Origin of the sequence: Echinimonas agarilytica (assembly GCF_023703465.1) — a bacterium.
Taxonomy (GTDB): Bacteria; Pseudomonadota; Gammaproteobacteria; order Enterobacterales; family Neiellaceae; genus Echinimonas; species Echinimonas agarilytica.
Map to the genome: position 1 here is coordinate 397,838 of NZ_JAMQGP010000002.1, position 12,412 is coordinate 410,249.

The 12,412-nt window shown below is 47.1% G+C and carries 10 protein-coding genes; all 10 read left to right on the forward strand.

Going from position 1 to position 12,412, the window contains the following annotated elements; translation table 11 throughout:
* Nucleotides 1-142 precede the first annotated feature (142 nt).
* Nucleotides 143-1,354: a beta-ketoacyl-ACP synthase I gene (fabB, locus tag NAF29_RS06050; RefSeq protein ID WP_251260596.1), complete on the forward strand. Its 1,212-nt coding sequence runs from the start codon at nt 143-145 to the stop codon at nt 1,352-1,354.
* Between the two features lie 147 nt (nt 1,355-1,501).
* On the forward strand, nt 1,502-2,635 hold the full coding sequence (locus NAF29_RS06055) for a 4-phosphoerythronate dehydrogenase (protein ID WP_251260597.1): 1,134 nt from the start codon (nt 1,502-1,504) through the stop codon (nt 2,633-2,635).
* A 17-nt stretch (nt 2,636-2,652) separates the two neighbouring features.
* Nucleotides 2,653-3,669 (forward strand): aspartate-semialdehyde dehydrogenase, encoded by a 1,017-nt coding sequence (locus NAF29_RS06060; protein ID WP_251260598.1) that lies wholly within the window; start codon nt 2,653-2,655, stop codon nt 3,667-3,669.
* 198 nt (nt 3,670-3,867) lie between these two features.
* Nucleotides 3,868-6,555 (forward strand): FimV/HubP family polar landmark protein, encoded by a 2,688-nt coding sequence (locus NAF29_RS06065; protein ID WP_251260599.1) that lies wholly within the window; start codon nt 3,868-3,870, stop codon nt 6,553-6,555.
* A gap of 89 nt (nt 6,556-6,644) precedes the next feature.
* Nucleotides 6,645-7,439, forward strand: coding sequence for a tRNA pseudouridine(38-40) synthase TruA (gene truA / locus NAF29_RS06070; protein ID WP_251260600.1), 795 nt, complete (start codon nt 6,645-6,647; stop codon nt 7,437-7,439).
* A gap of 97 nt (nt 7,440-7,536) precedes the next feature.
* Nucleotides 7,537-8,415, forward strand: coding sequence for an acetyl-CoA carboxylase, carboxyltransferase subunit beta (gene accD, locus NAF29_RS06075; RefSeq protein WP_251260601.1), 879 nt, complete (start codon nt 7,537-7,539; stop codon nt 8,413-8,415).
* Nucleotides 8,415-9,671 carry a bifunctional tetrahydrofolate synthase/dihydrofolate synthase gene (gene folC, locus NAF29_RS06080; protein ID WP_251260602.1) on the forward strand — a complete coding sequence of 419 codons (1,257 nt, stop codon included), beginning with the start codon at nt 8,415-8,417 and terminating at the stop codon, nt 9,669-9,671. Before accD ends, folC begins: the two co-directional genes overlap by 1 nt.
* 5 nt (nt 9,672-9,676) lie before the next feature.
* Complete coding sequence (locus tag NAF29_RS06085; protein ID WP_251260603.1) at nt 9,677-10,252, forward strand: SPOR domain-containing protein; 576 nt, start codon at nt 9,677-9,679, stop codon at nt 10,250-10,252.
* 67 nt (nt 10,253-10,319) lie between these two features.
* Nucleotides 10,320-10,823 (forward strand): CvpA family protein, encoded by a 504-nt coding sequence (locus NAF29_RS06090; RefSeq protein WP_251260604.1) that lies wholly within the window; start codon nt 10,320-10,322, stop codon nt 10,821-10,823.
* A 14-nt stretch (nt 10,824-10,837) separates the two neighbouring features.
* Nucleotides 10,838-12,361 (forward strand): amidophosphoribosyltransferase, encoded by a 1,524-nt coding sequence (gene purF, locus NAF29_RS06095; RefSeq protein WP_251260605.1) that lies wholly within the window; start codon nt 10,838-10,840, stop codon nt 12,359-12,361.
* The last annotated feature ends 51 nt before the right edge of the window (nt 12,362-12,412 follow it).

The window sequence follows — 12,412 nt, forward strand, 5'->3', positions numbered from 1 at the left end:
GTAAAAGTCGGGCTACTATAACCTCAAAATTAGCGTACACGTGTAACTTTATCGATATCTAAGCAGACCACTTAGGGAATAACTTCGCATTACAATCCCTCGGTCTACAAGCCAGAATTCTATTATTCAACAGGGTTTATTCATGAAAAGAGCTGTGATCACTGGTCTGGGTATTGTTTCCAGCCTAGGTAACAATGCCGAGGAAGTATTAGCCTCATTGCGTGCAGGTAAGTCAGGTATTTGTGCTTCAGAATCATTTAAAGAAATGGGTTTGCGAAGCCAAGTATGGGGCGGAATCAACATTAATACCAAAGAACATGTTGATCGCCGCGCACTGCGCTTCATGGGAGATGCTGCTGCTTATGCCTACATCGCCATGAACGAAGCGATTGCTGATGCCGGTTTGGGTGATGATCAAGTGTCGAATGACCGTACTGGTTTAGTTGCCGGTTCCGGTGGTGCAAGCTCTGATAACCAAGTTGCAGCGGCAGATATTTTACGCGAGAAAGGCGTGAAGCGTATCGGTCCATACATGGTGCCCCGCACCATGGGTAGCACCACATCAGCGTGTTTAGCCACTCCGTTTAAAATTCGTGGTGTGAACTACTCAATGAGTTCCGCATGTGCCACATCTGCTCACTGTATTGGTCACGCGCTTGAGCTTATTCAGCTCGGCAAGCAAGATGTGGTATTCGCTGGTGGTGGTGAAGAAGTGCATTGGTCGTTGGCGATGCAATTTGATGCAATGGGCGCTTTATCAACCAAGTATAATGAAACGCCTGAATTAGCGTCGCGCACATATGATGCGAACCGCGATGGTTTTGTTATCTCAGGTGGCGGCGGCATGGTCGTGGTTGAAGAGTTAGAGCATGCCTTAGCTCGTGGCGCTAAAATTTACGCAGAGATCGTCGGTTATGGTGCAACTTCTGATGGATACGACATGGTAGCGCCTTCAGGCGAGGGTGCCGTGCGCTGTATGAAGCAAGCATTAGCAACTGTTGAAGGTCCAATTGATTACCTCAATACACACGGCACATCGACGCCTGTGGGCGACGTCAAAGAGTTGGCAGCGATTCAAGAAGTGTTTGGCGGTAACTCGCCGATGATCAGTGCCACTAAAGCGATGTCAGGTCATGCGCTTGGAGCTGCTGGCGTTCACGAAGCCATCTACTCGCTGTTGATGGTTGAACATGGCTTTGTTGCGCCATCGATTAACGTGGATGAGTTGGACGAAGCAGCCGAAGGCCTCAACGTCATTACAAAAACAACCGATGCAGAGCTGACACAGGTTATGTCGAACAGCTTTGGGTTCGGTGGTACCAACGCAACATTGGTGATGAAGAAGTATTCGTAACACCGATTGGTCGTTGATGAAAACCGGCCGATTGGCCGGTTTTTTGGTTTAAAGGCTGGTGATTGTTCATATCGCCATGGTGGACACCTAGGCTAAAAAAGCATACATTCGCTCGCTTACAAATGGACACTCAAATGGGGATTGCAGATGCGCATCATTGCTGATGAAAACATGCCTTACGTCAACGAGTTATTTTCAGCTCATGCGGAGGTTATCCAAGTGTCAGGCCGCGACATCACGCCCGAAATGTTGGTTGATGTGGATGCTCTATTGGTTCGCTCTGTTACCAAAGTCAATGAATCGCTGCTTGCCAAAGCAAACAGGTTGAGCTTCGTCGGAAGTGCAACGATAGGCACCGATCATGTTGATCAATCTTTGCTCAAAGAGCGCGGTATTACATTTACCAATGCCCCTGGCTGCAATGCGAATGCAGTATGCGATTACGTACTCAGTTGTCTTGTTTTGTTTGCGGAACGCAACCAGTTACAAATCTCAGGTTTAACTGCCGGAATCGTTGGAATTGGCAATATTGGCCGACGTTTGCTGCCGCGCTTGCAAGCGCTTGGCATGACTGTTTTATGCTGCGATCCATTGCGAGCAGAGCAAGAGCCGGAATTTCAATCGGAATCACTACACACGCTGCTCACACAAAGTGATGTTATTACTTTTCATGTGCCTTACACCCGTCAGGGCAAATTTGCCACTGAACATATGATCGGAACAGCAGAGCTTCAATTGATGAAGCCGAGAGCCATTCTTATTAATGCCTGTCGAGGTGAGGTGATAGACAACCTCGCGCTTAAAGCATTTTTGATGAGCAAACCGGAGCTCACCGTCGTGCTTGATGTTTGGGAAAATGAACCGAACCCCGATGAAGAGCTGCTGGCGCTGGTTGATATTGCGACGCCCCATATTGCAGGATACTCGCAAGAGGGCAAAGCATTAGGGACAAGTATGGTGTATGACTGCTGGGCTGAGAAGAACCAGTTAGCTTTGTCAGATATTAATCAATTGTTACCCTTGCCCGATCTCAGTGCCATGAGTATTGCCGCTGAGCCATCACAAGAGTTACTCAAACAACTGATTCAAGCCGTGTATGATGTGCGCAATGATGACGCGCGCATGCGAGCGAATGCCGGAAATGCAGGATATTTTGACCATATGCGTAAAAACTACCCGCTTCGCCGCGAACTGATGAGCACTCAAGTGAACTTTGCCCATCCAATTTCCTCCAACGCCAAAGACTTATTGTCAGGTATTGGATTTCAAGTAACCCAATAGTACGGAGTGAAAACTACATGTCAGCCAAATATAATGTTGCCGTTTTAGGCGCGACCGGTGTTGTCGGTCAAACCATGTTGGATATTCTTGCAGAACGTGATTTTCCAGTGGATCGCGTTTTTCCCTTAGCCAGTGCCAGAAGTGCAGGCGGTACGGTCACGTTTGGAAATCGCACATTAGATGTGATTGACGCCGAAGAGTTTGATTGGAGCCAAGTACAAATTGGTTTCTTTTCAGCAGGCGGCTCTGTTTCTGCCAAGTATGCGCCAATCGCAGCAGATGAAGGCGTCGTGGTGATCGACAATACCTCTGAATTTCGCTACGAACCTGATATTCCACTGGTTGTGCCTGAAGTGAATGCGCACGACCTCGCCAATTTTAGAAACCGAAATATTATTGCCAACCCGAACTGCTCCACCATTCAGATGATGGTTGCGCTGAATCCTATTCATCGAGCCGCTGGTATTACTCGCATTAACGTATCGACCTACCAATCGGTATCGGGAACCGGTAAAGAAGCCATTGAAGAGCTGGCCAAACAAGTAGGTGACATGCTCACAGGTCGCCCAGCGGAGCCTTCTGTTTACCCCAAACCGATTGCATTTAATGTGATTCCTCAAATTGATGTATTTCAAGACAATGGGTACACCAAAGAAGAAATGAAAATGGTGTGGGAAACACAGAAAATACTGGGCGATGAAAGCGTACTTGTGAATCCAACCGCTGTGCGAGTACCGGTTATGTACGGCCACGCTGAAGCCATACACATCGAAACTCGCGACCCGATCGATGCGGAGGGTGTGAAAGCCTTGCTTCGAGAGTCAGAAGGCATTGAAGTATTTGAAAATGATTCTGAATACCCAACCCCTGTAGAAGAGGGCAGTGGTTCAGATTTAGTTTATGTTGGACGCATTCGCAACGATATTAGCCACCCAACAGGTGTGAATTTATGGGTCGTTGCCGATAATGTGCGCAAAGGCGCGGCGCTCAATAGCGTACAGATCGCGGAAGTACTTATTCGCGACTATTTGTAATCATTGTTGTTTTTTGCAAGCAATTCGATAAAAAGCCAGCCATTCGCTGGCTTTTTTGTTTGCCAGCGAACTAACATTGTTTAGAGTATGCGGTAGTATATACCGTGCTGAGATCAGCGTTGGAACGCAGTTTGCTTGATTGTTTCAGTTATAAGCAAATGTGCCAGCATTTTGGCGCAGTTGATAAAGGAAGGGGAAATGTCTCGAATATCATGTAGCCGACTCGACAGTATTGGGCGCAAAGTCCGAATTGTGGTTGTGTTGTGTACAGCAATGATTGCTGGTTTAGCTGTTGCGCAGCAAGAGTCTGGATATGTTGACATTGTTGGCCCAGAAGGCCGTCCCGCGCAGAATCAGATAACATCTAGCGCGATGAAACGCTACGGACCTGTGAACAGTGCCGATACTTTATGGCGTATAGCGAGTGCTACGCGGCCAAACAATAGCGTGTCTGTTTATCAGATGATGATTGCCCTTTATGATAAGAATAAGCACGCATTTGAGAGCGAAAATATTCATTTATTGAGTCGTGGAAGCATCATGGTTGTGCCATCTGCAGCGGAAGCACGACAATATTCCGATCGGCAAGCCGTTGCCAAATTAAAAGCCGACCAGCAATCTCTTGCCGCTCTCAAGCCAAAATCAAATACAAAGCCGGCGACAAAACAGCCCGAACCTGAGGTCATCGCCAGCACAAAATCAGCAGCGACCCAGTCACAAGCTAAACCAACCAGTGGAACGACGTCTAAAACCGACACGGCTCAAGTTGCACCTACTGCACCAGAACTTTCTGCTGATGAAAAAGCAGAAATTGATCGCACACGCCGTATTCAAGAAATACAAATGCGTCAGCTCAAAGATGATTTAGCTGATTCGATTGGAAGCATCGAAACCTTAGTCAATCAAAATAAAGCCCTCACCGATCGTATTGAGAGCTTGTCCTCTGTTATTTCAGATCTGGAAGAGCAGCTAACTGAAGAAAAAGTTCAGGCCGAACAAGCGCTGCAAGAAATGGCTCAGCAAGCGCAAACAACACAAACACAAGTTGATACCTTAATTGAGCAGCCCAAAGGTGCATCCAGTCTTTGGTTGTGGCTTCTCTCTGGAGGTCTGTTCGTTGTCTTCGGTTTGATTGGTTGGCTCATGTTCCGCAGCAGTAAGGCAAAGGACGCTCCAGAAGTGATTGAAGAAAGCGTTGCCGAAGCAGTGCCAGAAGTCGCAGAGCCTGTTGCTGAAGAAATTGAAACACCAGAACCACCGCCTGAAGAAGATGTGTTGCTTGATCTTGGACTCGATGATGACGGCACAGAAGACAACAATGTTGATTTAGCTTTAGATGAATTAGACTCGGTCAACTTAGATGATGAGCTTGTTGCCACCGAACAAGATACGCTTGATGAATCTATTGATTTACTTGCAACAGAACCAACACCAGATGCAATAGTGCAAGATATTCAAGAGCTTGACTTAGATCTTGAAGCTGCTGGTGGTGAACTGACGCAAGATGCTTTAGACGCTTTAGCAGCGATGGATGAACTCGGAGAAGAGGAGTCATCTCAAGCCGATGAAGGCGAGATTGATTTAGAAGAAGCATTTGATGCCATCGGACAAGAGCAACCCGCTCCAGAAATCACAGAATCTGCAGCTGAGGAGCCCACGCCGGTAGTCGAAGCTGAGTCTGATGTTGAGGTAAATATCGACCCTGACGATATTTTGGCTGAGCTGGAACAAGAGGGCGAACTTGACCTGTCTTCAAACGATGATATTCGTCTTGATGAACCAGAAGTAGAGCTTGAGTCAGAAGATGCCGTTCTTGACGAGGTTATGGCGGATTTTGCAGATGAAATCGACCAATTGATTGATGCTGAAAACCCGGTAGAAGAGGTTGAAGCGGCTGTACAATCGACCGCACAAACACCCACTGAGAACTTAGACGAAGCAGATGCAATACTCGACCAAATTAACGATGGCAGCATCGATTTGGCCGAGGCAGCTACCCCAGAAGCCGACATCATGGATGATGACGAAATCGACACATTGATGGCTGACTTGGACGATATCGGCGACGATATTGAGGTTGAAGAACTCGATAACGAAACGCGGGTGGCTGAAGAGCTAGAACAGCCTGAAGCGACAACTGAGTTGGATACGAACTCTGATCTCGAGGCGGTTGATATTGACAGCCTGCTTGAAGAAAACAAATCTGCAGGCTTGTCTGAAGAAGAATTAACCAATGGTGCAATTGATATATCGAGTCTTTTGACCGAGCCTCAAGTGCAAACAGAACCTGAAGTCGCAGAGCTGCCGATTGACGATGAGTTGAACTTGGTGACTGAGGAGCTAGAAGCAGAGACCTCTGAAACTCCAATGACAGCGGAAGAACTGGAAGCTGAGTTTGATTTGGACAACATTGCAGATGAGTTGCTTGCTGAGAATGCTGACGAACAGCCGGTTGCATCAGAACTGGAAGAGGTGTCCGAAGCTGTCGAACTCGACATTGATGAAAGCGAAACCGTTTCGGCGCAGGAGTTGGCCGCTCAGCTTGCCGATCTTGAAGCGAAAACCCAAGCTCTAGACAAGGCTAATGTAGAAGCCCCTACAAATGCGGAAGAAGTGGCCGATGAATACTTAGATATTGACCAACTGCTTGCTGAAGCTGATGGAGCGGGTGTTGTGTCGGACGAAGACACTATGTTGCCCGGAGAGCTTGAAGGGTTAGAAGATCTGGATGAGGAAGACAGTGTTTCAGCCAAGCTTGATTTGGCGCGCGCTTACATTGAAATTGGTGACAACGAAGTTGCAACCCAGTTATTACAGGAAATTGTGAAAGATGGCTCCGATGTGCAAAAGACAGAAGCGTCAGAACTGCTCACGCGATTAACTTAACTGGAACTTCTCACACGATTCACTTAAGTTGATGGATTTGCCCGATAAGCCCGCTATAATGCGGGCTTTTCCGTTTTAAGGTTGTATTGATGCGCATCGCGTTAGGAATTGAATATCAAGGAACTGAGTATTGTGGCTGGCAGCGTCAAAATGATGTAGACAGTGTGCAAGCTCAGCTCGAGCGGGCGTTATCAAAAATTGCCAACGAACCCCTATTAGTGACCTGTGCAGGACGCACTGATACGGGAGTTCACGGGACTGGCCAAGTGGTTCATTTCGATTGCGAAAAAGACCGTGGCTTACGTGCGTGGACCCTAGGTGTGAATACCATTCTGCCCGACGATATTGCGGTCAGATGGGCTCACCCAGTAAACGATGATTTTCATGCTCGCTTTTCCGCTACCGCTCGGCGTTATCGCTATATTATTCAGAATCAGCCGCTACGTCCTGGCATATTACGTTTTGGCGTGACGCATCATCATCACCCGTTGGATGCGCAAGCAATGGAGCAAGCGGCAACATGTTTGCTCGGCGAACATGATTTCACCAGTTTTCGAGCGACTCAGTGCCAATCGAAATCACCCAATCGAAATATTCATCATTTAAAAGTCAGGCGCTTTGGTGGATTTGTGGTAGTTGATGTGAAAGCGAATGCGTTTGTGCATCATATGGTGAGAAATATCGTAGGTTCGCTATTATTAGTTGGAGAGGGGGAAAAGTCCGCTGAATGGCTTAAAGATGTATTGGAGGCAAAAGATCGAACAATTGCTGCCGCCACATCGAAGCCACATGGTCTATATTTGGTCTCAGTCGACTACCCTGAAAAATTTGGTTTGCCATCAGCCCCTATGGGGCCGCTATTTTTGCCTGATGACATCGGGTAAGACCAGTTAAAGGTGTGTATATTCGTGTGCATTGTGGTTTAATGTCGCGGATTAGTCAGGTGGCAAATTCGCCCATAAATCAGCTGGATCGAGAATCATGAGCTGGATTGAAAAGATTCTTCCAAAGAATAAAGTCGATGCTTCATCGCGTCGCAACATCCCAGAGGGTATCTGGAGTAAGTGTTCTTCTTGTGAGCAGGTGTTGTACCGTGCAGAATTAGAACGCAATTTAGAAGTATGTCCTAAGTGCAATCATCACATGCGGATCACAGCGCGCAAGCGTTTAGAAGCGTTGTTAGATGAAGGCGAGCGCGAAGAAATTGGCGCAGACCTTGAGCCTAAGGATGTGCTCAAATTTAAAGACTCTAAGCGTTATAAAGAACGTTTAGCGAGTGCCCAAAAAGCAACGGGTGAAACCGATGCTTTGATCGTTCTTAAAGGTTCAATTAAGGAAGTGCCTGTTGTGGCTGCTTCGTTTGAATTCTCCTTTATGGGCGGTTCTATGGCCTCGGTGGTCGGTGCACGTTTTGTGAAAGCCGCCGAGTATTGCTTGGAGCACAACTTACCGTTGATTTGTTTTTCAGCGAGTGGTGGTGCGAGGATGCAAGAAGCTCTGTTTAGCTTAATGCAAATGGCTAAAACCTCTGCGGCATTGGCAAAGATGTCGAAAAAAGGCTTACCGTTTATTTCAGTATTGACCGACCCTACTATGGGGGGCGTATCGGCGAGCTTGGCAATGTTGGGTGATATCAATGTTGCAGAGCCTAAAGCTCTGATTGGCTTTGCTGGACCTCGCGTGATCGAACAAACCGTTCGTGAAAAGCTACCAGAAGGTTTTCAGCGGAGTGAGTTTCTAGTTGAGCACGGCGCGGTTGATATGATCGTTGACCGTCGCGAAATGCGTGACACCTTGGCTCGTTTATTGGCCAAAATGTGTAACTTACCGACAACTGAAACCTCTGTCGTTCCTGAATAATGACCTCTCCTTTATCTGCCGGTCGCTCACTTGATGAGTGGCTGGCATATCTCGAATCAATTCACCCCACTGAAATTGAACTCGGTCTTGAGCGAGTAGGCAGCGTTGCCGATGCTTTGTCATTACGCTCGCTTGCGCCATCGAAAGTCATATTGGTGGCTGGAACCAATGGCAAGGGGTCGACTTGCTGCTTTATCGAAAATTGTTTGCTTCAAGCGGGCTATCGAGTGGGCGTTTATTCCTCTCCACACATTTGTGATTATCGCGAGCGCGTGAGAGTCAACGGTCAGATGCAAGATGCTGAAGCATTTTGTGAAGCCTTTTGCGCTGTTGAAGAAGCGCGTGGAGAAACGAGTTTAAGCTACTTTGAATTTGGAACTTTAGCCGCGCTATTGATGCTAAAGCGTGCTCAATTAGATGTAGCGATTGTTGAGGTTGGCCTTGGTGGCAGGCTTGATGCGACCAATGTAATATCGCCAGACGTATCAGTTGTCACGTCGGTGGATTACGATCATGAAACATTTCTTGGCAGTGATATTAATATTATTGGGCAAGAGAAAGCAGGTGTGTTCCGCACTGGAAAACCAGCCATATTAGGTAGTGTAGACTTGCCGCCGACGGTATTGCAGCATGCGCTCGATATTGATGCCCAGGCATGGCAGTTAGGTCGTGATTTTGCCTTGCACAAAGCTGAAGATGGGCTTTGGGCGTATCGAGGACGCAATCAGCAATGGCATTCATTGCCAGTGCCAGCACTTCCTCTGACAAACTTAGGCACTGCTCTTGCGACACTTGATGCATTGCAGATCGATGTCGCCGAAGATGCGATAGCTAAGGGTGTCGCAGCGGCAAATCTACCGGGACGATGGCAGGTTGTGCAAAATGCTCCTTTAGTGGTGCTGGACGTTGCTCATAACCCTCAAGCCACGCGTTTGTTAGCAGAGCAAATTAGAACCAATAAATCACAGCGTGTGATTGGTGTGGTGGCAATGCTCAGCGACAAGGACAGTGTCAACTCCCTCAATCCTCTTAAACAAATTATCGATTGTTGGTACGTGGCGAACCTTGATGTGCCCCGAGGCGCGCAAGCATCAATGCTAGCTGAAAGTTTATCGGAACAATCGCCTAACATTTGTCTCAACGTAGAGACTGCGCTGCGTCATGCGCTTGAAACCGCAGCCGAAGATGATATGGTTGTGGTCTTTGGTTCGTTTTATACAGTAGCGGCGGCATTGGAGTCGTTGCAAAGGTCTTGAGCTTCGTGAATCCAATATTGAAACATCGATTAGTGGGTGCTTTGGTGTTAGTGGCACTTGCAGCCATTATTCTGCCTGATGTGCTTGATGGAGAGAAGATAAAGCGAAAGCAGGAGTTTGCTGCTATACCGTTACAACCTGCGCTCGAACCACGCGAATTTGAAGCGTTAGAAGAGCCTCAACGACTTCCTGTCATCGCTTCTGGCTCTGACTCTATTGATCTTCAGCCGCTTGAATCCACAGAGCCGTCAGCAACCGTTTCTGCTAACGATACTGAAGTAACGCAAGTAGGCGATATCAATCCAACGGACAAAAAACTTGAGCCTTTTAGCGACAGCGCTCATGTGATTCAGTTGGGTGTGTTTCGTAATGCAAAGAACGTGAACGCATTAGTTGAAAAGTTGAGAGATGCGGGTTACCCCGCATTTAGTAAGCCCAAAAAACCTATTCAAGGTGAGCCGACTTGGGTATATGTGGGCCCTGATTTAGACACCGAAAAACTTAAATCCATGCGCCCGGAACTGAAAGCGTTGACCGGATTAAACGGTAAAGTTTTTCCTTACAATCCGAAAAGCCAGTAAATGGGCATAGGCAAGTGGCTAGGGAATTTGTTAGAATCCGCGCCGCAATCACAGGACTGGTACTCACATGGTTTGGATTGACTACGCGATTTTAGGAATTATCGGAATTTCTTCGTTAGTGAGTCTCGTTAGGGGCTTTACTCGAGAAGCAATTTCGTTAGTGACTTGGTTTGTTGCATTTCTTGTCGCCAGCCAGTTTTATCAAGATCTGTCGATACACATTGTGGCCATTGAAGACGAAATGGTCCGAGATGGCGTATCCATCGCATTGTTGTTTGTCTGTACGTTATTTTTAGGCGCAATGATTAATCATCTGCTTGGCAAATTGGTCGATAAAACCGGCTTGTCGGGCACAGACCGAGTGTTAGGACTTGTGTTTGGCGGTTTGCGTGGTGTACTTATTGTGTGTGCTTTACTGTTCTTTATGGATGCATTTACCGCATCCTCTAGTACCGATTGGTGGCAAGCATCTGTCTTGATACCTGAATTTAAAATCGTTGTTCGTTGGTTTTTTGATTATTTAGAGCAATCATCTTCCTTACTTCAAGAGACGATGGTTAGCTCCGGCTGAGGGTAACCCTGTATATGTGTGGGATTATTGGTATCGTGGCGAATTCGCCCGTAAATCAAACCATCTATGATGCGCTGACTGTATTACAGCATCGTGGCCAGGATGCCGCGGGTATTATGACCATTGATGAGCAAGGACGTTTTCGCTTACGGAAAGCAAACGGCCTAACGCGCGATGTATTTGGCAATGTGCACATGCATCGTTTACAAGGGCATGTGGGTATTGGCCATGTTCGCTACCCAACAGCAGGCAGCTCAAGCTCTGCGGAAGCTCAGCCTTTTTATGTGAACTCCCCGTTTGGAGTATCGCTGGCGCATAACGGTAATTTGACCAATGCTGAAGAGCTGAAAAAAATGCTCTATCAAACAGCTCGCCGTCACATTAACACCACATCAGATTCAGAAGTTCTATTGAACGTCTTTGCACATGAGTTGTGTGTGTCGCGCCAATGGAACATTAGTACTGACGACGTTTTCAAAGCCATTACAGCGACCATGCGACAAATTCGTGGGGGCTATGCTGCGGTATCCATGATCATTGGTCACGGCCTTGTGGCGTTTCGAGATCCGAACGGCATCCGTCCATTAGTTCTTGGTACACGGACAGGTGAAAGTGGTAAAACAGAATATATGGTGTCCTCTGAGAGCGTTGCTTTAGACGTTTGTGGATTCTCTTTGCTGCGCGATGTTGAGCCCGGAGAAGCCATTTACATCACTGAGTCAGGTGAACTGCACTCGCACCAATGTATTGATAAAGTTGCTCATAACCCATGCATCTTTGAATTTGTTTATTTTGCCCGTCCTGATTCATTCATCGACAAAGTGTCGGTTTACCAATCGCGCGTGCGTATGGGTAAATTGCTGGGCGAAAAAATCAAACGAGATTGGGCTGACAAAGACATTGATGTAGTGATTCCAATTCCTGAAACTTCCTGTGATATCGCACTTGAAATTGCGGCGGAACTAGATCTGCCGTATCGTCAAGGCTTTGTTAAAAATCGCTATATTGGCCGGACTTTCATTATGCCGGGCCAAAAAACACGTAAGAAGTCTGTGCGTCAAAAGCTCAACGCAATTAGCGCCGAGTTCAAAGGCAAGAATGTACTTCTGGTTGACGATTCTATCGTACGTGGAACCACGTCTCAGCAGATCATTGAAATGGCTCGCGTGAGTGGTGCTAAAAAGGTGTACTTTGCGTCAGCAGCACCTGAGATTCGCTTCCCGAACGTTTATGGTATCGATATGCCATCTGCACATGAGTTGATTGCTCATGGACGTGATGTAGACCAAATCTGTGAGGCTATTGAAGCCGACGGTTTGATCTTCCAAGAGCTCCCCGATTTAATTGCGGCGGTGAAGGAAGGTAACCCAGAGCTCAATGGCTTTGAAACATCAGTATTCAACGGCTGTTACATTACTCAAGATATTGATGAAGATTATCTCGACCGCTTGAACAACTTGCGAAATGATGATGCGCAAGCAGATAAAGCGGCTGAACTAGCATCGAACCTTGAAATGCATAATGAAGGTCACCCGTAATTATGTGTGGTGATATTGAAAAGGCAGCTTTTACAGCTGCCTTTTTTGTAT